The sequence below is a fragment of the Kribbella albertanoniae genome, assembly GCF_004348455.1.
Classification (GTDB): Bacteria; Actinomycetota; Actinomycetes; order Propionibacteriales; family Kribbellaceae; genus Kribbella; species Kribbella albertanoniae.
The window spans coordinates 24,601-45,006 of the sequence record NZ_SMKA01000002.1 but is presented as its reverse complement, the minus strand read 5'-3'; the positions used below and the strand labels follow the sequence as shown (position 1 = coordinate 45,006).

General features: G+C 66.7%; 19 protein-coding genes. 14 read left to right on the top strand and 5 right to left on the bottom strand.

Going from position 1 to position 20,406, the window contains the following annotated elements; translation table 11 throughout:
- Positions 1-36: 36 nt before the first annotated feature.
- The gene (locus E1261_RS01020) at positions 37-807 is read right to left on the bottom strand and encodes an NPP1 family protein (protein WP_132400241.1); all 771 of its coding nucleotides are present in this window, start codon (positions 805-807) and stop codon (positions 37-39) included.
- Between the two features lie 222 nt (positions 808-1,029).
- Here E1261_RS01020 and E1261_RS01015 point away from each other — a divergent pair, with 222 nt between their 5' ends.
- From E1261_RS01015 to E1261_RS01005, 3 genes are all read left to right on the top strand, one after another.
- Positions 1,030-2,058: a methyltransferase gene (locus tag E1261_RS01015; RefSeq protein ID WP_132400238.1), complete on the top strand. Its 1,029-nt coding sequence runs from the start codon at positions 1,030-1,032 to the stop codon at positions 2,056-2,058.
- A 127-nt stretch (positions 2,059-2,185) separates the two neighbouring features.
- Positions 2,186-3,001 (top strand): helix-turn-helix domain-containing protein, encoded by an 816-nt coding sequence (locus E1261_RS01010; RefSeq protein WP_132400235.1) that lies wholly within the window; start codon positions 2,186-2,188, stop codon positions 2,999-3,001.
- Between the two features lie 62 nt (positions 3,002-3,063).
- Complete coding sequence (locus tag E1261_RS01005; RefSeq protein ID WP_132400232.1) at positions 3,064-3,570, top strand: MmyB family transcriptional regulator; 507 nt, start codon at positions 3,064-3,066, stop codon at positions 3,568-3,570.
- A 5-nt stretch (positions 3,571-3,575) separates the two neighbouring features.
- On the opposite strand, the gene E1261_RS01000 is transcribed toward E1261_RS01005, so the two are convergent.
- Both E1261_RS01000 and E1261_RS00995 read right to left on the bottom strand, forming a co-directional pair.
- Positions 3,576-4,472: an alpha/beta fold hydrolase gene (locus E1261_RS01000; RefSeq protein WP_202874235.1), complete on the bottom strand. Its 897-nt coding sequence runs from the start codon at positions 4,470-4,472 to the stop codon at positions 3,576-3,578.
- 75 nt (positions 4,473-4,547) lie between these two features.
- Complete coding sequence (locus E1261_RS00995) at positions 4,548-6,839, bottom strand: carbohydrate-binding protein (RefSeq protein WP_132400226.1); 2,292 nt, start codon at positions 6,837-6,839, stop codon at positions 4,548-4,550.
- A 116-nt stretch (positions 6,840-6,955) separates the two neighbouring features.
- Between E1261_RS00995 and E1261_RS00990 the strand changes: the two genes are divergently transcribed.
- The 9 genes from E1261_RS00990 (at position 6,956) to E1261_RS00950 (ending at position 16,807) form a co-directional block, all read left to right on the top strand.
- Positions 6,956-7,609 (top strand): GntR family transcriptional regulator, encoded by a 654-nt coding sequence (locus tag E1261_RS00990; RefSeq protein ID WP_165952295.1) that lies wholly within the window; start codon positions 6,956-6,958, stop codon positions 7,607-7,609.
- Positions 7,610-7,692: 83 nt separating this feature from the next.
- Positions 7,693-8,964, top strand: a complete 1,272-nt coding sequence (locus E1261_RS00985; RefSeq protein ID WP_132400220.1) for an ABC transporter substrate-binding protein — start codon at positions 7,693-7,695, stop codon at positions 8,962-8,964.
- Complete coding sequence (locus E1261_RS00980) at positions 8,954-9,850, top strand: carbohydrate ABC transporter permease (protein WP_132400217.1); 897 nt, start codon at positions 8,954-8,956, stop codon at positions 9,848-9,850. The genes E1261_RS00985 and E1261_RS00980 overlap by 11 nt, the downstream gene beginning before the upstream one ends.
- The gene (locus E1261_RS00975) at positions 9,847-10,665 is read left to right on the top strand and encodes a carbohydrate ABC transporter permease (protein WP_132400214.1); all 819 of its coding nucleotides are present in this window, start codon (positions 9,847-9,849) and stop codon (positions 10,663-10,665) included. Before E1261_RS00980 ends, E1261_RS00975 begins: the two co-directional genes overlap by 4 nt.
- The gene (locus E1261_RS00970) at positions 10,662-12,599 is read left to right on the top strand and encodes a DUF8034 domain-containing protein (RefSeq protein WP_132400211.1); all 1,938 of its coding nucleotides are present in this window, start codon (positions 10,662-10,664) and stop codon (positions 12,597-12,599) included. The genes E1261_RS00975 and E1261_RS00970 overlap by 4 nt, the downstream gene beginning before the upstream one ends.
- Entirely contained in the window at positions 12,596-13,387 is a 792-nt protein-coding gene (locus E1261_RS00965; protein WP_132400208.1) for an RraA family protein, read from the top strand. Before E1261_RS00970 ends, E1261_RS00965 begins: the two co-directional genes overlap by 4 nt.
- Positions 13,384-14,127 carry an SDR family oxidoreductase gene (locus tag E1261_RS00960; RefSeq protein ID WP_132400205.1) on the top strand — a complete coding sequence of 248 codons (744 nt, stop codon included), beginning with the start codon at positions 13,384-13,386 and terminating at the stop codon, positions 14,125-14,127. Before E1261_RS00965 ends, E1261_RS00960 begins: the two co-directional genes overlap by 4 nt.
- A 78-nt stretch (positions 14,128-14,205) precedes the next feature.
- Entirely contained in the window at positions 14,206-15,816 is a 1,611-nt protein-coding gene (locus tag E1261_RS00955) for a thiamine pyrophosphate-binding protein (protein ID WP_132400202.1), read from the top strand.
- An 88-nt stretch (positions 15,817-15,904) separates the two neighbouring features.
- Positions 15,905-16,807, top strand: coding sequence for an MBL fold metallo-hydrolase (locus tag E1261_RS00950; RefSeq protein WP_202874234.1), 903 nt, complete (start codon positions 15,905-15,907; stop codon positions 16,805-16,807).
- Here E1261_RS00950 and E1261_RS00945 read toward each other — a convergent pair.
- On the bottom strand, positions 16,801-17,550 hold the full coding sequence (locus E1261_RS00945; protein WP_132400199.1) for a hypothetical protein: 750 nt from the start codon (positions 17,548-17,550) through the stop codon (positions 16,801-16,803). The genes E1261_RS00950 and E1261_RS00945 overlap by 7 nt on opposite strands.
- 159 nt (positions 17,551-17,709) lie before the next feature.
- On the opposite strand from E1261_RS00945, the gene E1261_RS00940 reads away from it, so the two are divergent.
- Complete coding sequence (locus E1261_RS00940) at positions 17,710-18,429, top strand: alpha/beta fold hydrolase (RefSeq protein WP_202874233.1); 720 nt, start codon at positions 17,710-17,712, stop codon at positions 18,427-18,429.
- Between the two features lie 50 nt (positions 18,430-18,479).
- On the opposite strand, the gene E1261_RS00935 is transcribed toward E1261_RS00940, so the two are convergent.
- On the bottom strand, positions 18,480-18,764 hold the full coding sequence (locus E1261_RS00935; protein ID WP_132400193.1) for a hypothetical protein: 285 nt from the start codon (positions 18,762-18,764) through the stop codon (positions 18,480-18,482).
- Between the two features lie 181 nt (positions 18,765-18,945).
- On the opposite strand from E1261_RS00935, the gene E1261_RS00930 reads away from it, so the two are divergent.
- Entirely contained in the window at positions 18,946-20,406 is a 1,461-nt protein-coding gene (locus tag E1261_RS00930; protein WP_132400190.1) for a ketol-acid reductoisomerase, read from the top strand.

Genomic DNA, 20,406 nt, shown 5'->3' with positions numbered 1-20,406 from the left:
TGCTGTCTGTAGCGACAGCACAGGGAAGTGCTGTGATCAGGCCCAGGGATTGAAGGGGATGCCGCCGGGTTTCGTGGCGGCGAGGAGTCTGCGGAAGCGGTCGTCCTTGTCGGTGATCTTGATGGTGGCGTTGCCGAAGTTGGCGGGATACATCAAGGCGTAGCGCAGGCCTTGGCTGGGCCAGCCGTCCCAGCCGACCAGCGGCGGGTAGCGCCAGTTGTGGTAGTGGTTCTCCGGCGGCTCGTCAGCGTTGTTGGCGATCCGGAAGTAGTGCGTGAAGCCTCCGTCCTTGTGGTACACGACTTTCGGGTGGGTGTTCTCGAAGCGAACCTGGGACCGCGGGTAGGTCGCCTGACTGTCGTGCCTGGTGATGGACACGTACTCGGCGCGGTCGGTCGACTGATTCACCCACGAGACAACGTGTTCCCAGTCGTGCCGATGCCCGCCGGCGCCGCTTCCGGTGTTGGCCTGGTCCTTCTCGAAGTAGCTGGCATAGACGATCGCGCACCAGCCGTTGTTGCACTTGGACCGTGCGTACGTCTGGGCGTTGTCGAGGTCGGACCGGTCGTGGCAATTGCCGTTCACAGCTCCGCCGGGTTTGAGACCGGGGTTGAGAGTTCCGTCGGCACCGATCGCGGGTACGGCGTAACACCCGTCGTTGTCGTAGTCGTAGGCAGGCGAGAACGTCTGCTCGTAACCGTTGGCGTTCTGCGGCAGTCGTGGCGGTGGCGCCGCGTACGCCGTCACCGCCGTACCGACCATCAGGGTCGCCGCCGCGATGACGACGCCGGCCAATCTCTTCTTCATAGTTGCTCCTTCGGCAGGGAAATAACGTGCCGAAGCGTCGCAGCGGGACCCCGGCCCAACCAGGGAGGCAAACTCCCTGGCAGCCACCCCCCAGCGCGACGGCGCCGGCTGCCTGCGCAAAGTTCACTCGGCCGTTGACTCGCGTTGTGCTGACGACGCCAGGAGCGACACTCCTACTCGGATCACGACCTCCGCCCATAGCCTCGGAGCCGAGGAGGGCAGATGACCACACCACCGCTCGGAGACCTGCTGCTGGAGCTCATCGGCGGCCACATGAAGTCGGGCATCGTGCGTGCGACGGCCGAGCTCGGCGTCGTCGACGTGTTCGGTGCCGAAGCGCGGCCCGCGAAGGAGGTCGCCGGCGAACTCGGGCTCCCGGTGGACAGCATCCGGCGGCTGCTCCGGGCGCTGACGGTGCTCGGGCTGTTCGTCGAACCGGAGGACGACCACTTCGCCGTACTGCCCGAGGGGGAATTGCTCCGGCGCGACCATCCCGCGTCGTACCGGACGCTCGCAGAGCTGTACACGGACCCGCTGATCACCCGCCCTTGGGAGAAGCTGGCGACCGGTCTCCGGACCGGGCAGCCGACCTTCGAATCCATCTTCGGTCTGCCGCTCTTCGAGCGGCTGGCCGCCGAGCCGACGATGTCCGCGTTCTTCAACGCGACGATGAGCGAAGCGACCCACCGGGTCGCGGCGACCGCGCCTGCGGCCTACGACTTCGGCCGGTTCAACGCCGTCCTCGACATCGGCGGCGGCGACGGCACCTTGCTGACCGCGATCCTGGCCGCGAATCCGGGTCTGCGCGGCACCGTCCTGGACTCGGCCGAGGGCGCTGCGCAGGCACCCGCCCGGTACGCCGAAGCCGGGCTGACCGACCGGGCCTCCGTGCTGACCGGCGACTTCTTCGCGGGGATCCCGGAGGGCTACGACCTGCACGTGATCAAGAGCATCCTGCACGACTGGCCGGACGACCGCTGCGAACTGATCCTCAGCCACAGCCGCGCCACCATCCCGGCCGACGGCCGCCTCCTGATCGTCGAGATGCTCCTGCCCGAGCGTGCCGAACGCAACGTCGCCCGCAGCGTCTACTTCAGCGACCTCACCATGCTGCTGAACCTCGGCGCGCGCGAGCGCACCCGCGCCGACTTCGAGACCCTCTTCCAGCGGGCCGGCTACGAACTCACCACCGCCCACGCCCTCCCAGCCGAAACCCAGGGCGTCTGGCTGCTCGAAGGCAGGCCCGTTTGAGACGGCGGCGTCACAGATCGTGACGGCATCCTGTCTAAGCAGGTATGAACGCGACCATCCCGCCGTACCTCGATGCCTTGTACTCGCTCGACCCCGCACGTAACCCGGACGCGGTGGAGCACTGCCGATGAGAGAACACAACCATCTAGGGGAATTCATCAAGGCCCGGCGCGATCTGCTGCGGCCCGCCGATGTCGGGCTGGCCGGACCGCCGAGTCTGCGCACCACCGGTCTGCGCCGCGAGGATCTGGCGACGCTGGCCGGCATCAGCGCCGACTACCTGTCGCGACTCGAGCAGGGGCGGGAGCGCAACCCGTCGCATCGAGTCATCAAGGCCTTGGCCGAAGTGCTGCACCTGGACGCCGAGGCGACCGAACACCTGCACCGCCTCGCGCACCCGCAGTTGGCCGTCGACAGATCCTTGTCCGAGGAGGTCAATCCGGACCTCAGCCGAATGTTGGCAGCCTGGCCGGACACCCCGGCCATGATCCTCGGCTCCGGACTGGACGTTCTGAGCGCCAGCCCGCTGGCAGCCGCCCTCTACGCACCGGCCGGGCCACGACCGAATCTGCTGTTGTTCACCTTCCTGAACCCCGCGGCTCGGGAGTTCTACGTCGACTGGGAAATCGTCGCCACCAAAGCCGTCGCCGGCTTGCACGCGGTCTCCTCCACTCCGTGCGAGGCGTCGGCGCGACGGCGCGCGCTGGTGGCGAGGCTCTGCGACGAGAGCCCCGACTTCGCGCAGATGTGGGTCAAACACGAGGTACGTCAACCGAAGTACGACGTGGTGCGGCTCCGACACCCTGTTGTGGGCCGGCTCGATCTGGCCTACCAGACGCTGACAGTGAACGCCGCACCCTGGCAGCTGCTGCACGTCTACCAGGCCGCGACCGGAAGTGCTGCGGAGGAAGCGCTCCGTCAGCTCGCGTCCCTCGCCGACTGACAAGTCCGGGGTAGGAGTTGAGTTCCTACCTCGGCCAATCGGTCGCGCCCTAGGTTGGGCCAATGAGGGAACTGAATGTGATCGACGCACCAGTTCAGCCAGAGCTGCTGCAGCTCATGCATTCCTGGCGCTACCACCCGGCGGTCGTCCTGGATCCGCAGCTCGAGGTCCTCGCCATGAACCTGACCGCCGAGCGGCTGTACGGTCGCGTCGCCCACGAGACGAATCTCGCGCGCTTCGTGTTCGGCAACCCGGCAGCCCGGGACTTCCTCCCGGACTGGCCGCAGATCGCCCGCGCGACCATCGCCGGACTTCGTGCGACCGCCACCAACAACCCGCGCAGCGCACCGCTCAGAATCCTGGTTGCCGAGTTGAGCGCGACCAGCACCGAGTTCCGCTCGCTGTGGTCTCACAGCAAGCAGGACCCGCGGGCATCCGGAGTGATCCGGCTGCGGCATCCGGAAGTCGGCGTACTGCGTCTCAACTTCCAGGTGTTCGGCGTCGACGACCTCACCGGCCAGCAACTCGTCGTCTTCCAGCACGCGGGGACCCCCGGCCTGGCCCGCTGAGATCCTCAGCCGAAGAAGTCGGTGAGCGCCCGCGCCACTGCCTCCGGTTGCTCGATCGGCAGGAAGTGGCCGGTGCCGTCGATCATGGCCACCTGGACATCCGTACCCAACTGTGGCCAGGCCTGCTGGACGCCCGCGAAGTTCGCCGGTGAGGCAAGACCGAGCATCGGCACCGTCACCTTGTCGTAGGCCTTGAAATCCGCGACGTCCTGATCGAAGGCCTGGAACCAGCCGTTCCCGGCCCGGATCGCCTCGGCGTTGTCGTAGGCACGCGCATACGCCAACCGATCCTGTACGTCGACCTTGCCCCGGTCGACGAGATGCGTATCGAAGACGTGGTCCACGACGAACTGCATCCGCCCCGCGAGCAGCTGCTCAGGCAGGCCACGGAGCTGGTTGAGGGGGAACCACCACAGGTTCGGGGCGCCGTCGTACGGAAGCAGTTTCAGGTCGTACAGACTGGAGTCCGGATGGCCGACTTCCATGATGGCCAGCTTGCTGATCGCCTCGGGATGATTGATCGCGTAGCTGAAGGCGACCATCGAGCCGATGTCGTGCCCGGCGATGTTGGCCTTCGAGTAGCCCAGGTGCCGGACGAGCTCGAAGATGTCGCGCGCCATGGTCTTCTTGTCGTAGCCGGTAGCCGGCTTACCCGACAGGTTCATCCCGCGCAGATCGACCGCGATCACGCGGTACCGCTCGGCCAGCAGGGGCATGACGTGGCGGAACTCGCGCCACGTCACCGGCCAGCCGGGTAACAGCAGAAGCGGTTCGCCCTGGCCGCCGGCGACGTAGTGCAGCGTGGTCCCGTTCACCTCGGCAAAAGCACTGGTGAAGTCGCCCGCGAGCCCCCAAGCCAGCACAGCGTCATCCAGTACGGATGGACTCTCGCCTACTGCCACACAGATCACTTCCACTTCGTCGACGGCCAGTACTCAGCTAAGACCGGCCTGGCCGCCGACTTGTGACAGTTCTGGTCAGCGCGTTGGCGTGGCGAACGCGAACCAGTCGAGGTTGCCGATGCCAGGTCCGTCGGAGGCCGCGACCAGGTAGACGTCGTGCACACCCTTGGTGGTCGTGATCGGGATCGAGTGCGTGCGGTAGGTGTCGAATCCACCGGTGGACAGCATCGACATCGTGCCGATGACCGGCCCGTCGACGGCGTCGAGCCGGATCTGGAACTTCTTCCCCGCGTATGCCGGGTCCGAGCCGATGCTCGCCACGAAGAGGTTGCGTCCGGCCCCGAAATCGACCGAGCGGTAACCGACCGAGTCACCACCGTCGAAGTTGCCCATCACCGTGCCGGTCCCGGCGTAGTGGCGGGCGACACCGTTCCCCGTCGAGTACCGCTCCGCCTCGACCTTGGTCTGGGTCAGGGCCGAACCACCGGTCCACGGCTTCACGCCGTACGGATAAGCCCCCGCGTGCTTGGCCGGGGATCCGGGCTGCAGGCTGTAGTCGTTGCGCAGCGGGTCCGTGAACAACGGGTCGACCGCGTACGGCACGTTGCCCGACGCAACAACCCCGGTCTTCGGCGCCACGTCACCGATGTTGTCGCGGACCTCCATGTCCGAGTACGCCGACGAGAACATCGTGATCGCGTTGCCGTCGGTCCCGGACGTGTTGCTGTAGGCCCGGTTGCCCTTCGACCCGTCGCCGTTGAACAGGGCGACGCCGTACGTGGTGCTGCCGTACGCGACGTTGTGATGCAGTGTCACGTTGAAAGTGCTGTTGTCGGCATAGATCCCCGGAGCGAACGAGGCACCGAACGGGTTCGGGTCGTGCAGCAGGTTGTGGTGCATGTCCGTGCCGGCCATGTCCACGAAGCAGCAGATGTAGATGGCGCCGTTGTCGTTGACGAGGTAGCTGTAGTCGGACAGGTCGTTGTAGCTGATGTCGGACCCGGAAACCTTCCGGCCGGCGACCTTGTTGTCGATGTTCACACTGCTGCGGCCCGTCGCGCGGACGGTATTGTTCCGGATCACGGCGTTGGAACCGACCAGGTTGATCCCGGCGGCGTACGTCCCGAGGTAGTCGGTGTTCGTGATGGTGTTGTTGACGGCCGAGTTGTGGGAGCCGAGCAACGCGATCCCGTTGCCGGAACTCCAGTTCAGGTAGCTGTTCTTGACGGTGTTGTACTTCCCGTCGAGAACGATGCCGGACGTCGTCTCCCCCGCAGTGAGGAAGCCACAGTTGTCGTAGTCCTCGACCATGTTGGGGTCCTTGGTCACGTCCAGGTACGCCGACAGGTACGACCCGACCGTGCCGTCGATCGTGTTGTGGGTCGACGTTGCCGACGTCCGGATCGAGGTCGCGTGCACACCGATCCCGCGCAGCGTCAGGTACGAGCGACCGGACAGGTCGACACCCCAGTTCCGCTGCTTCGCCTCGATCGTGTGCTGCGCGGCCGGGGCGCCGTCGGGCGTCCAGACATACAGTTTCTGCGTGTCCTTGGTGTAGAACCACGTGTTCGGGCTGCCCAGCTCCGACAGCTTCCCGCTGAGTGAGAACGGCGTTCCCTCACCAGAGTTCAGGCTGATGCAGTTCGGCAGCGATGATGCCTCGAGCGAGCCGGGCGAATAGCTCGTGACCGGTCCGGTCTCGGTGACGAACCAGTTCCGCACCGTGAAGCGGGCGCCGATCCAGTAACCGGCCGGCTGGGTCAGCTGGTTGGACGTGATGCTGGTGACGGTTCCGGTCTGGGCCTTGGCCATCTTCGGGTTCATCGGGTTGGTCCCTGGATGCGGCCACTGCGCCTCGACACTCAGCCCGCGGTCCATGAACACCTGGTTGCCCGGCAAGCTCGGGTCCAGTGTCACGTTCGCCTGGTAGATGTGACCGCCGCGGACCGCGTCACCGAACGGCGACGCCGACAGGAAGCGGTCGGCGGCGGCGAGCTCCGCCAGGTCAGCGTCCGAAGTCTTCGTCCAGGCGGTCACCAGGTCCGTGCCCTCGACGACGACGTCCGCGCCTGGAGCTGCGGCGTACGTGATCGGAGCCGTCGCCGTACCGCTGCGGGCCGGTACGACGGACTCCCGATAGGTGCCGGACGCGATCAGGCAGGTGTCACCGGCCTGCATCACCTCCGCGCACCGCTGGATGTGCTGGTACGGCGAGCCCGCGGATCCGGAGGCGGTATCGGATCCGCCGGGGCTGACGTAGTAGGTCCGGTGGCTCGTGCTGCCTGCCTGGACGCCGACCGTACCGGTCAGGCTGAGCGCTAAGGCGGAGGTAGCGGCGATCCCCGCGCGGAACAGGGTCAGGATCATCTCAATCCAATCGCTAATCGATTATTGATTGGAAGGTAGACTGCTCCGGGTACGGCGTCAATGGTCGCGATAGCCGATAATCGGTGATCGCTCACAGACGAAACAGGGGTAGCGCGGTGGCTTTCGAGGATGCATCCGTCACACAGGAACTGCTGTCGGACAAGGTGTACGGACTGGTCCGCAAGGGCATCCTGGACGGCAGCCAGGCGCCGGGCAGCCGGCTGGTCGAGTCGGAGATCGCGCGCACCCTGGGCGTCAGCCAGGCACCGGTGCGGGACGCCATCAAACGGCTGGTCCACGAGGGCATGGTGATCTCGCTCCCGCGCCGCGGCAACTACGTCACCGAGCTGTCCACCGAGGAATTCACCATCGGCCGCGAGCTGCGCGCCGCGGTCGAGCAGATCGGCGCCGAAACCGTGGCGCGACTGGAGGGCGTCGACACGTCCCGGCTGCGCACGGTCGCGGAGCAGATGGTGGTCGCGGCGGCCGCCGAAGACCGCGCCGAGCTGCGGCTGCTGGATATGCAGTTCCACCGGACAGCGGTCGAGCTGGCGGCCAGCCCACTGCTGGTCCGGGTCTGGTCGATCATGGAGCCGAGCCTGATCAGCCAGCACGTCATCGGAGATCCGGCCTTCACCGGCGACTGGGACGCGGTCGCTCAGGATCACGTCCGGCTGGTGGATCTGCTCGACGCCGGTGACGCTCCGGTCGCCGGCCAGGCCTTCTTCGTGCACGCCGTCGGGCAAGGCAAGTTCCCGCCCAAGGCCTGATCAGCCCTGGTTGACGGGAACCCCGGCCCGTCTTACCGTGATCGTCAATCGATAGTCGATTATCAATTCCTTGGAGGAGGATCGTGACCACTACGCGCCGACGCTTCCGCGTCATTTCGGCGACCGGCCTGGCCCTGACCGCGCTGCTCGCGGCGTCGGCCTGCGGTGGCGAGAGCCAGGACGAGGCCGACGGTAAGAAGACACTGCGGATGCTGGTAAATGTGACACCGGCGCTTCCGGTGACCTTCTACGAGGACCTGGTGGCCCCGTTCGAGCAGGCCCATCCCGGCGTCGACGTCAAGATCGAAGCACCGACCGCAGCCACCGGGAACGTCCAGGAGACCCTGACCCAGCAGCTGGCCGCCGGTACCGAACCGGACCTGCTCGGCGGCCAGACCACCGCGGCCGAGGCCAAGGTGATGGCAACCCTTCCGAACGAGCCGTGGGTCACCGACACCCCGTTCGCGAAGGAGCTGCAGATCGACAGCCGGCAGTGGACGGTCGGCGCCTCCTTCCAGGCTCAGAGCCTGGTGTTCTACAACAAGGATGCCTTCCAGAAGGCCGGCATCGCCGCTCCCCCGGCGACGGTCGACGAGTTCACCGCCGTACTGAAGAAGATCAAGCAGGCCGGTGGGTACACACCGCTGGAGACCGCCGGTGAGTGGGTAACCGCGGCACAGTTCCAGCAGTTGGCCAACGCGGTGGTGATGCAGAACGAGCCGAACTGGTACTCCAAGCGCACCAAGGGCGAGGTCACCTTCGCGAACAGCGACTACAAGCGGTATGTCGAGGTCTACAAGTCGTGGATCGACGACGGGCTGGTGTCCAAGAACGCGAACGGCGTCAAGTACAACGACTCGCTGGTCGACTTCACGTCCGGCAAGGCGGCGACGTACGTGATGGGCAACTGGGCGGTGCCGACGATCGACCAGGCCAAGCCGAAGTTCGGGGTCGGCGTCTTCGCGGCGCCGTCGTTCGACGGCAAGCCGGTCCCGCAGGTCGGTGGGGCGGGCGACCTGTACAGCGTGCTGAATTCGTCCAAGCACAAGGCGGAGGCGTTCGAGCTGGTGAAGTACCTGGTCAGCGACAAGGCCGCCGTACAGAAACAGCTTGTTGCGGAGGGCAACTTCCGGACCGGCTTCAGCTACCAGGCCTCGCCGTTGACCCAGGAGGTCCAGAAGATCGTCGACGCCGCGCCGGGGGCGGTCGTCGCCGGTGACGGTTTCGGTGACAACACCGCGCCGAGCGGCTGGTCGGCCGAGCTCACCAAGATCCTGCAGAAGCTGTACCTCGGCGACTCCGCCGAGCAGGCGATCGCAGCAATGGACAAGTGGTGGACCGGGAATGCCCGCTGACCGACCACGCAAACGCCTGGGGCCTGCGGCCGGGGACATCGCGATGCTCGCCCCGGCGCTGGCTCTGGTGCTGGTGTTCATCCTGGTCCCGATCGGGATCGCCGGCTACCTGAGCCTGACCGACTGGGACGGGTTCACGCCGCGCCCGGAGTTCATCGGGTGGGAGAACTACCGCCGGATCTTCGACGACGAGCCGCTGGTCCAAGCGGCCGTCGTGACGCTGGTCATCGCGGTCGTCGGGACACTGTTCGCCAACGCACTCGGTCTCGGACTGGCACTGCTGGTCGATGGTCCAGGCCGCTTCAAAGCGGTCGCTCGCGGCGCCCTCTTCTACCCGTACATCATCGGCGCGGTGATCATCGGCTTCCTCTGGTCGGCGATCCTCGGCAGCAACGGTGCCGTCAACTCGGTGCTGCATGCGCTCGGCGGCACCGGCATCCCGTTCCTGGCCGAACCCACCTGGGCGATCATCAGCCTGGTGCTGGTGATCATCTGGGCGAACTTCGGCGTCACGATGGTCCTCTACCTCGCCGGGCTGCAGACGCTGCCCGGCGAGCTGATGGAGGCCGCACTGATCGACGGTGCGAACGCGTGGCAGACGTTCTGGCGGGTCAAGTTCGCATTGCTGGCACCCGTGGTCACCATCAATCTCGTGCTGACGATGATCTCGCTGCTCCGCACCTACGAGCTCGTCCTCGCACTGACCGCGGGCGGACCCGCCGGGACCACGCAGACCATCACGTACTACATCCTGACCATCTCCTTCGCGAACGGGAAGCTAGGGTACGGCGCCGCCCAGGCCGTCCTGCTGATGGTCGTCATCCTGGTCGTCACCGTTGCCCTGACGGCGATGCGCCGCAGGGCCGAGAGGGACGTCGCCGCATGAAGGTTCTCCGCACCGGCATCCTCACGATCGCGGGCGTCATCATGCTCGCACCGCTCTACCTGCTGGTCGTGAACAGCTTCAAATCCCAGCAGGACATCATGGAGCGGCCGTTCAGCTTCCTGGTCGACCTCTCCCCCAGTTACCTGTGGGACGCGCTGACCGCGCCGACGTACAACGTAGTCCGCGGCTATCTGGTGACCGCAGGCTTCGTCATCGGGGTCGGACTGCTCTGCCTGATCGTCACGATTCCGGCCGCGTACGTCGTTGCCCGCGGCCTCCGTCGGGCCCATCGGGTGGCACTGATGATCATGCTGGCCGGACTGTTCATTCCCAGTCAGGTCCTGGTGATCCCGGTCGTCTACGTGCTCCGCTCGATCAACCTGATGGGGACCGTGCCGGGCTTCCTGTTGTTCGAGACGACACTGACGATCCCGGTGTCGGTGTTCCTGTTCACCGGCTTCATCCAGACGATCCCCGTCCAGCTGGACGAGGCCGCCCGGATCGACGGTGCGAGCCGGCTCCGGATCCTGCTCCAGGTGATCGTGCCGCTGATGCGGCCGGCGATCGCGACGGTCGTCGTACTGAACGCGGTCAGCGTCTGGGCGGACTTCGTGAACCCGCAGATCATCCTCGGCCCGGCCTCCGGGATCTACACCGTCACGACCGGGGTCTACGCCGCGATCGGGCAGTTCACCACGAACTTCTCCGCGGTCTATCCGAACCTGCTGCTCGCGATCGCCCCGGTGTTCGTGTTCTTCGTCTTCATGCAGCGGCACATCATCAGCGGACTGACCTCGGGGGCGCTCAAGGGATGACCACAATCACGGGGAGTACGCCGGTCGTCCAGCCACCGGAGTGGGCCGTCCTGCAGCGGCATCTGATGGCCACGATCGAGGCCGCGTGGCGGGAGTTCGAGGCCAAGTACACCGGGCTGGACGGGCGGCTGCGCTACCACGGGCAGATGTTCGGCCGGGACGGTGTGGACGACTTCTACGAACCGTTCTTCAACTGGCCGACGTTCTATCTGCTGGGTGGTTCGGACGACATCCTGACGGCGGCCAAGCGGCACTGGGAGGGCGTCACCCGGCAGCTCACCGAGCGCGGCTTCCTGATCGACGAGTACGAACGCGGTTACGACTGGTTCCATCAGGGTGAGTCGCTGGTCTTCTTCTATGCCTTGTGTGCCGCGGATCCGGCCGATCCGGTCTTCCGTGAACGGGCGCTGCGCTTCGCCAGGCTCTACCTGCCGGGATCGCCGACCGGCAACTACGATCCCGGCCACCGCATCATCGTTGCCCCGCACAACGGTTCGGGCGGCCCGCGCCCCGGGGTCGGCGAGGAGTGGGAGAGCTACCCGGCCACCCAACTCGGGATGAAGCCGTACGGCCTGCCGCTCGACGACGTCCCCGGAATCCGGGTCTGGGACGACCTCGCCGTACCGGCGAACGCCGACCGCATGGGTCAGGCGATGCAGGAGCGGATGGGCGTCGGCGACACCGCCGTGAACCTGGCCGCCACCTCGCTGGCCGCCAATGCCTGGCTCTACGACAACGCCACCGAGTTCCGGGACTGGATCATCGAGTACGTCGACGCGTGGCGAGCGCGCGCGGAGGCCAACGACGGCCTGATTCCGGACAACGTGGGCCCTGCCGGCAAGGTCGGTGAGTTGCACTCGGGCGACTGGTACGGCGGCCACTACGGCTGGGCGTGGCCGCACGGACTGCACTCCGTCGGTTCGGCGGCCCTGATCGCTGCCACCAACGACTTCCTGGTCCGCGGTGACGAGTCGATCTGGAACCTCGCCCGCGTGCCGCTCGACACCGTGCTCGCACAGGCCCGGCGACGGCGCTTCGATCCGAAGTCCTCGACCCTCGGGCACTGGTGGGAGACACACCTGGGCGAGGACATCCAGTACGAAATCGAACTGGTGCCGTACCGGCATTCGACCGGCGGCTGGTTCGACTGGCATCCGGTGCCGATCCACTTCCTCTTCTGGCTCTGGTGGAACAGCGGCAGCGACGGCGACCGATCGAGGCTGGAGCAAGCTCTCGCCCGAGCCGGCTACCGCTGGCGCCGCGTCCAGCAGTTCCGCGACAAGGAGGAAGCCGGCCACGAGGCCGCTTGGTTCGCCTGGTTGCGCGGTGAGTATCCAGACCAGCCTCGGCAGAGCTTGCTGATGGCACTCGGCCAGGTCTCGCAACGGCTCGCGCTGATCCGGCAGGACGACACGCTCAGCCAGGGCGACGACATCCACTGGTGGCAGCAGGTCAACCCGGTCGCGACCGAGATCCTGTCGCAGCAGATCCTCGGTGCACCGACCACCCTCTACAACGGCGGGCTACCGGTCGCCCGGCTGCGGTACTGGGACCACGAGCGTGAGCGGCCCGGTCTGCCGGAGGGTGTCGCGGCTCTGGTCCGGGACCTGTCCGACGAGGCCATCACCTTCACGCTGGTCAACCTCGATCCGGTGCGCACCCGAAGGGTCGTCGTACAGGCGGGTGGCTGGGGTGAGGACCGCATCGACCAGGTCACGTTCGACACGTTGGGCGACGGCTGGCCCGGGCCGGTGCACGGCCGCTCCGACATCACCGAACCGGCGGTCGAGCGGCAGCAAGTCCCGGTCGGCGCGAACCAGCTCGTGATCAAGCTCCCACCGCTCACCCAGATCACACCGACGTTCCGCCTGACCCGGCGCGCGTACCCGGCCAGGCACCAGACCTACTCGACCATCTCGGAAGGCCTTCGATGACAACGCCCCAGAATCGATCCATCGTCGAACTGCCCGTTCGTGGCAAGGAATTCCGGCGTGCGCCCCGCGAACTCGTCGACGGTATGGGCAGCATCTCCGCCGCGACCTCGGCGGCGCTGCTCCACAAACTGGGCATCCGGCGCTCGTGGATCAACGGCCCCGCGCCACTGGTCGCTGATCAGCCGGCGATCGCGGGATCCGCGCTGACGTTGCAGTTCATGCCGCAACGCGAGGACATCGCCAGTGGCGCGGAGCAGGAAACCATTGAGCGCACCACCGCGCTGTGGGCCGTCCTGGAGTCGGTGCAACCAGGCGACGTACTCGTGATCCAGGCCTACGGCAGCTCCTACACCGGCTGCCTCGGCGACATGCTCGTGCGGTACTTCAAGAAGCGCGGCGGCGCGGGGATCGTCGTCGACGGCCGGATCCGCGACGCGCGGCGGGTGCGGCAGCTCGGCGTACCGATCTGGTGCACAGGCACAACCCCCAACTACGCCTCGCAATCCGAGCTGTTTCCGTGGGCGTACGACGTACCGGTGGCGGTCGGCGGCGCGCTCTGCCTGCCCGGCGACATCGTCGTCGCCGATGACGACGGAGCCGTCGTAGTACCCGTCGGCCAGGCGGATGCCCTGGTGCGTGAGGCCAGTGCCCACGAGGAATGGGAGCGGTTCAGCCGCGCGCGGCTCGACGAGGGCGCTCGTCTGTCCGACTACTACCCACTGGGCGACAACAGCCGCACCGCATTCGAGGAGTGGTCCAGATCTCAGGCGAAAGGAAGCAGACGATGAAGATTGCCGTCATCGGCGGTAGCGGACTGATCGGGTCCAAGCTTGTTCCCCACTTGGCCGGGCCGGGACACGAGGTGACCGTCGCATCCCGCCGGACCGGTGTGGATACCCTCACTGGTGCCGGCTTGAAGGAAGTCTTGGCCGATGCCGACATCGCGGTCGATGTGACGAACTCACCGTCATTCGCCGATGACGACGTACTGGAGTTCTTTCGCACGTCGACCGGAAACCTCGTCAGCGCTGCGCAGGCTGCCGGTGTGCAGCACTATGTCGCGCTGTCCGTGGTTGGCTGCGACCGGATGGCCGACCTCGGGTACATGCGGGCCAAGGTCGCCCAGGAGACGCTGATTCGTGAGTCCGGTCTGCCGTACTCGATCGTGCGTGCCACGCAGTTCTTCGAGTTCGCCGGCGGTATCGCCGACGCTGCCACCGTCGATGGTGAGGTGCGCGCTGCACCGGCTGGTGTCCAGCCGATTGCTGCCGATGACGTCGCCACCGCCGTCGCACGCAGAGTGCTGGGATCGCCGATCAACGACTTCGTCGAGCACGCAGGCCCGGAGGTGCTCACCTTTGCCAGTTGGATCCGTGCGTTCCTGAGCGCACGCTCCGACGTACGGCGGGTCGTCGTCGACTCCAAGGCACAACTGTTCGGGGCTGTGCCCCGCGCCGACATGTTCCTGCCGAGCCCCGGCGCGACGCTGGCCCCCACCACGCTCGCCGCCTGGCTGACCGCGGGCTGACCAACCTGGGTGTGCGACTCCTACGGGCCAGCCGCTCCTTCGTCGGAAGGTGGGAGTGGGCGGTCGAAAGGAGTTGTCATGCCAGCGGTCCACGCTGCCGTTGCTCAAGCGCTCGCTGAGTACGGCGTCGACGTCATGTTCGGTCTGATCGGTGATGCGAACATGTTCATCGCGCAGAGCTTCGTCGTCGAGCAGAAGCGCCGGTACGTCGGCGCCGTGCACGAGGCCGGCGCGATGTTCATGGCCTACGGCTACGCCAGCGTCACCGGCGATCTGGCGGTGGTCACGGTGACCCAAGGGCCGGCGCTGACCAACACGATCACCGGCCTGGTCGAGGGCGTGCGGGGCCGGCTGCCGATGCTGGTCATCGCGGGCGACACACCAGTTGCCAGCCGCAACCATCCGCAGGACGTCGACCACCGCGACTTCGTGCTGCCGACCGGCGCGGGCTACGAGCAGGCCCGGACTCCCGGCAGCGTCCTCGACGACCTCGCGATTGCGATCCGTCGCGCCATGCTCGAGCGTCGTCCGGTGGTGCTGAACATCCCGTCCGATTTTCAGTTCCAGGAGATCGCGTACCGCCCGGTCCCGCTCCGGCTGGCGGCGTACCAGCCGTTGCAGCCGGACTCCGTCGCAGTCGCCGGTGCAGTTGACCTGCTCGCCGGGGTACGTCGTCCCGTGTTGCTGGCGGGGCGAGGCGCTATTCCGGCCCGCTCGGAGCTCATCCGGTTGGCTGAGCGTCTCGGGGCGCCGGTGACAACGACGCTCAAGGCGCGGGACCTGTTCCGGGGCGATCCGTTCGACCTGGGGATCACCGGCGGCCTCGCCACGCCAGTCGCCGTACAGACTCTCGCGGAGGCCGACTGCCTGCTGGTCTTCGGGGCAGGCCTCAACGACTTCACTACAGGCCACGGCAAGCTGCTCGAAGGCAAACGCATCATCCACGTCGAGGCGAGCCCAGACCACCTCGGCCCGTACGACGCCGTCGTGGCCGGCGATCCGGCCGCAGTCGCCCGGGCGATCCTGCGCCGACTCGACGTCCGGCAGATCGCAACCTCCGGCTTCCGCTCGGATCAGCTGGCTGAACGGATCGCGGCGGCCGCGATGGACAGTACGGCGGTCGAATCCGTCCCCGGAACGGTGGACGCGGCCAGCGCACTCCGCTTCCTCGACGCGGTCCTGCCGACGGATCGCGTCGTGGTCTCCGACGGCGGCCGGTTCATGATGACGTCGTTGCCGTTGCTCCGCGTCGCGCATCCAAGCGCGTTCGTGCTGCCGCAGAACTTCGGGTCGATCGGCACCGGCATGGGCGCTGCCATCGGTGCCGCGTACGCCGAGCCGCGGCGGCCCGTCGTACTGGTCGTTGGGGACGGCGGCTTCCTGCACGGAGGCTTGGCCGAGTTCAGCACGGCCGTCCGGGAACGTCTCGATGTGATCGTTGTCGTGTGCAACGACGGTGGTTACGGCGCCGAGCACATCCAGTTCCGCGACCGGGCGCTCGATCCGGCGATCTCATTGTTCGACTGGCCGGATCTGGCGGACGTTGCCCAGGCTCTCGGCGGTGCAGCCGTCACCGTCCGTGGGCTCCCCGACCTCGCGAAGGCGACCGTTGCGATCGAGCAGCGCGAGCGGCCGTTGCTGATCGATCTCCGGCTCGATGTCATGGTCGACACTCGCATCCAGCACTGAGCGCCGTGACAAAGCGTAAATCCGCTGTCACAAAGTGCACCGGCGTCTTGTCTTCCTGGAAACCGCACGACTGCCAGAGGAGACGAACGTGAACTGGAACAGCAACACAGCAATGCATGACGAACTGGTGCCGTCACGCTATGCGGTGAAGGTCGGCGAGATCGACGTGATGGTGATCAGCGACGGAGTTCTGCCGATCACCGCCACCACGATGGCGACCAACGTCGCGGCGCCGGACCTGGCGGCGTGGCTCAAGGACGAGTTCCTGCCGCCGGAAATTCTCGACTGGCCGCTCAACGTGGCCGTGGTCCGGAGCGGGGACCGCACTGTCCTGATCGACTCCGGCCTGGGGACGGAGTTCCCGGGATTCCCACGGGCCGGACAGTTGGCTCTCCGGCTCGAGGCGGCCGGGATCGCGCCGAAGTCCGTCACCGACGTGGTGCTGACGCACCTGCACATGGACCACATCGGCGGGCTGCTCGTCGACGGACTCCGCGGCCGGCTGCATGCCGACGTACAGGTCCATCTGGCCTCGGCCGAGGCCGAGTTCTGGCAGGCACCTGACTTTTCGAAGACGGTGATGCCGGCGCCGATCCCGGAGGTGTTGCAGTCGACGGCGACGCGGTTCCTGGATATGTACTCCGACCAGCTGCGGCCGTTCGAGACCGAGTACGAAGTTGCGCCGGGCGTGCTGATTCGCCGTACAGGTGGTCACACGCCGGGGCACAGCGTCGTGCGGGTGGAGTCCGGCGGTGAGCGGCTCACGTTTGCCGGCGACGCGGTCTTCCAGCCTGGGTTCGAGTACCCCAACTGGTACAACGGGTTCGAGCACGACCCCGAGGAGTCTGCCCGGGTCCGGATCAAGCTGCTCGAGGAGCTGGCGGCCAGCGGCGATCAGCTGGTAGCGACCCACCTGCCGTTCCCGTCGGTCTGCCACGTAGCCAAGGCCGGTAACGCGTTCCGCTTCGTACCGACCGTCTGGGACTACTGAGCCAACGCGCACCAGTTCCAGTCCGAGCGAACGTAGGCAGGTTCGAAACCGAGCCGGAGGAGATTGTTGAGGGACGGCGCCATCCGATCCGGCCCGGGCGCCGCCGTCCCCGCGACCAGCAGGCGGCAGCCCATCGACCGGGCTGCCGCCATCACCGCGGCCGCGACGGCCGATTCGGCCCGCCTTCGCCGGCGCCCTTGCAGTGACGTCGTGGTGGTGAGCAACCCGTCGTCACCGAGAACGAACAGGTTGCCAAGAGCAATCATTTCGTCGTTCTCCCAGGCAGCGAAGGACCGGAAGTCCGCGTGTTCGACGGCGGGGGCCACCTCTGCCACCCGGAGCGTCGTTTCCGGTACCTCAACCTGAGTCCGGTCGATCCGTGCGATCAGCTTGAGGTCCTCGGCACCGATGACGAGGCCGTACCTGGCCGCGATCGACCGCCAGTTCATCGGGAGGAGATCAGGAGCGAACTGCAGGGTGGCGTCGGAAACAACTTCCTCGGTGTAGATGCCCAGCAAGCGCTCGACCAACGACTCGGTCACCGAGGTGAACCCGAGCGCCCTGTTCCCCCAGCCGTTCAGGTCCTTCCGCATCGAGACGACGACACCGTCCTCGATGCGATGGGTCGTGATCCCCAGCAGCTCCTTCACCGGATCCACGGACCGGAAGAGGAATTCGGCCTCCAGCTGCTCGACCAGGGCGACCACCGGATCACGATCGACCCATGAATATCCCATCGTCATAGGTCGCATGCTCACGGACCCGATCCGGCCCAGGGTATGAAAACCATTCCTACTTTCCTTTCAGTGCTGTGCTGCAGAGTTGATGGAAGCTCTCGATCCGGAGGCAACGGGGCGGTTGCGTCCGGATCGAGGGGCCAAACGTCACGAAGGGGAGCTCCTGTGCCGGCTGTTCTGATCCACGGTGTTCCCGACACCCACCGGCTGTGGGACGCCGTACGGCGGAATCTGTCCCGCCAGGACGTCCAGGCGTGGGACCTGCCCGGCTTCGGCGCTCCGCTCGCCGACGGCTTCGGCGCGACCAAGGAGGAGTACGTCGACTGGCTGATCCAGCGCCTGGAATCGATCGGCGAACCAGTTGATCTGGTGGGCCACGACTGGGGATGCATCCTCACTGCCCGCGTTGCGTCTCTGCGACCCGACCTGGTCAAGACCTGGGCCGGAGGCAACGGACCGATCAACGGCGGCTACCACTGGCATGCCCTCGCGGAGATCTGGCAGGACCCGGACCAGGGCCGGCAGTTCATGGCCGACTCGACCCCGGCCTCACTCACCGAACTGGTGGCCGGCTTCGACATCCCGGCCGAACTGGCAGCCGAAACAGCCAGTCGGGTGGACGAGGTGATGAAGGACTGCATCCTCAAGCTGTACCGATCGGCAGTGACCGTGGGCGCCGAGTGGGAACCTGGGCTGGCGAACGTGCAAGCGCCGAGCGTGGTCTTCTGGGGAGCGCTCGATCCGGCCTGCCAGATCGAGTTCGGTCACCGCCTCGGCGAATCACTGCGGGCCGCCGATGTCGTCGAGCTCGACTGCAACCACTGGACGGTGCTGCAGAAACCTGCCGAGGTCGCGGCTCTCCTTGAGGCGCACTGGAGCAACTAGCGGCCGGCCAGGTTCGGAGGTGTCGAACCTGGCCGGCCGGCTTAGGTCGATCAGGGGTACTGGCCGACGACGGTCGACGGGATGATCTCCGGTGCGCCGTCCATCAGGCCCGCCTGCTGGAACTCCTTGAAGGCGCTCAGCGACTGCAGCAGCGCGCCGTTGCCCGAGGAGATGTGCAGGAACTGCCCGTCCGGCAACTCGATGGACTGGTAGGTCAGTCCTTCCGGCTGCTCGGCTGCCAGCTGAGCGAACAGCGCCTCGACCTTGGCGCGGTTCTCCGCCGCCGCCCCCGGCTTCGTGCCGTACCGCACGACATTCACTTTTTCGCCTGCCACAACGACTCCTTGAACTGTGGGCCTCCGGTGGGATCCGGCGGCCGTCGCAGAGAAGACAAGGCCGAGGGCGGCATTCGTGACGGCGACTCTGACCGGGAGTGCGACTCCTATCGTCCGGCCGCCAACGGGCGTTTGAATGTCTTCGGCCTGCCCACATATCCCCTGCCAGCAAGGAACTCCGATGCTCGACTTCGAAACCAAGATCTTCGACAAGGAAACTCTGACGATCGGCGACCGGACCGAGTCGATCGTGCGCGGTGGCCGGCACCTGTTCGACCGGCTGCCGGCCGCCTTCGAGGGTATCCATCAGCTCGGCGTCATCGGCTGGGGGCCGCAAGGTTCGGCGCAGGCGCAGAACCTGCGCGACTCGCTCGGCAGCGCGGTCCGGAGGGTGACCGTCGGGCTGCGCACCGATTCGGCGTCCTGGCACGCGGCGATCGACGCCGGCTTCACGCCCGAGGACGGCACCCTCGGTGAGATGTACGACGTCATCCGCGGATCCGACATGGTGGTCCTGCTGATCTCGGACGGCGCGATGGCCGAGTCGTACCAGGACATCTTCGCCGCACTGCAGCCCGGAACCACGCTCGGTCTGTCGCACGGCTTCCTGCTCGGTCACCTCGAGCTGATGGGCGACCGGTTCCCCGACGACATCGATGTGGTCGCGGTCTGCCCCAAGGGCATGGGCGCTTCGGTTCGTGCGCTGTACCTGCAGGGCAAGGAGGTGAACGGCGCCGGCATCAACGCCAGCTTCGCCGTACACCAGAACGTCACCGGCCGGGCCGTCGAGCGCGTGCTGGGCTGGTCGGTCGCCCTCGGAGCGCCGTACACGTTCCAGACCACTCTCCGGTCGGAGTACCTGTCGGACCTGTCCGGCGAACGCGGCATCCTGGCCGGCGGTCTGCATGGCATCGTCGAGAGCCTCTACCGGCACTTCGGTGACCTGGGCCTGAGTGATGAGGATGCCTTCCGGCACTCCGCGGAGTCGCTGACCGGGCCGATCTCGCGCGTGATCTCACAGGAGGGGATGATCGGCGTCTACAAGCGCTTGAGCGCAGCCGGCCAACGGCGATTCGCTGAGGGCTACTCCGCCAGCTATCCGCTCGGCTTCGAGCTCATCCACGAGATCTACGACGAGATCCAGTCGGGCAACGAACTGCGCAGCGTGGTCCTGGCCAACCGGCGGCTCGCTCGGTTCCCGCTGGGCAAGATCGACCAGGCCGGCATGTGGCGCGTCGGTGAACAGGTCCGCGCCGAGCGCGTCGCGGAGCAGATCCCGCTGGATCCCTTCACCGCCGGCGTGTTCATCGGCGTGATGATGGCCCAGATCGACGCCCTGATCGAGTACGGACACCCGTACTCCGAGATCGCCAACGAATCGGTGATCGAGGCCGTCGACTCGCTCAATCCCTACATGCACGCCCGCGGGATCGCCTACCTCGTCGACAACTGCTCGATCACCGCCCGGATCGGCGCTCGCAAATGGGCACCCCGCTTCGACTATGCCCTGACCCAGCGCGCGTACCCCGCTCTCGGCGACGTGGACCCGGCCCTGATCGCGGACTTCGAGCAGCACGTGATCCACGACGTACTCCGCGTGTGTGCCGAGCTGCGGCCGTCGGTCGACATCTTCGTCGAGTAG

Bases quoted from the DNA above. Each gene is read 5' to 3' on its own strand.
- E1261_RS00975 (WP_132400214.1), top strand. From the start codon at position 9,847: ATGAAGGTTCTCCGCACCGGCATCCTCACGATCGCGGGCGTCATCATG.
- E1261_RS01020 (WP_132400241.1), bottom strand. From the start codon at position 807: ATGAAGAAGAGATTGGCCGGCGTCGTCATCGCGGCGGCGACCCTGATG.
- E1261_RS00930 (WP_132400190.1), top strand. From the start codon at position 18,946: ATGCTCGACTTCGAAACCAAGATCTTCGACAAGGAAACTCTGACGATC.
- E1261_RS00995 (WP_132400226.1), bottom strand. From the start codon at position 6,839: ATGATCCTGACCCTGTTCCGCGCGGGGATCGCCGCTACCTCCGCCTTA.
- E1261_RS00970 (WP_132400211.1), top strand. From the start codon at position 10,662: ATGACCACAATCACGGGGAGTACGCCGGTCGTCCAGCCACCGGAGTGG.
- E1261_RS01005 (WP_132400232.1), top strand. From the start codon at position 3,064: ATGAGGGAACTGAATGTGATCGACGCACCAGTTCAGCCAGAGCTGCTG.
- E1261_RS01010 (WP_132400235.1), top strand. From the start codon at position 2,186: ATGAGAGAACACAACCATCTAGGGGAATTCATCAAGGCCCGGCGCGAT.
- E1261_RS00945 (WP_132400199.1), bottom strand. From the start codon at position 17,550: ATGACGATGGGATATTCATGGGTCGATCGTGATCCGGTGGTCGCCCTG.
- E1261_RS00960 (WP_132400205.1), top strand. From the start codon at position 13,384: ATGAAGATTGCCGTCATCGGCGGTAGCGGACTGATCGGGTCCAAGCTT.
- E1261_RS00980 (WP_132400217.1), top strand. From the start codon at position 8,954: ATGCCCGCTGACCGACCACGCAAACGCCTGGGGCCTGCGGCCGGGGAC.
- E1261_RS01015 (WP_132400238.1), top strand. From the start codon at position 1,030: ATGACCACACCACCGCTCGGAGACCTGCTGCTGGAGCTCATCGGCGGC.
- E1261_RS00965 (WP_132400208.1), top strand. From the start codon at position 12,596: ATGACAACGCCCCAGAATCGATCCATCGTCGAACTGCCCGTTCGTGGC.
- E1261_RS00955 (WP_132400202.1), top strand. From the start codon at position 14,206: ATGCCAGCGGTCCACGCTGCCGTTGCTCAAGCGCTCGCTGAGTACGGC.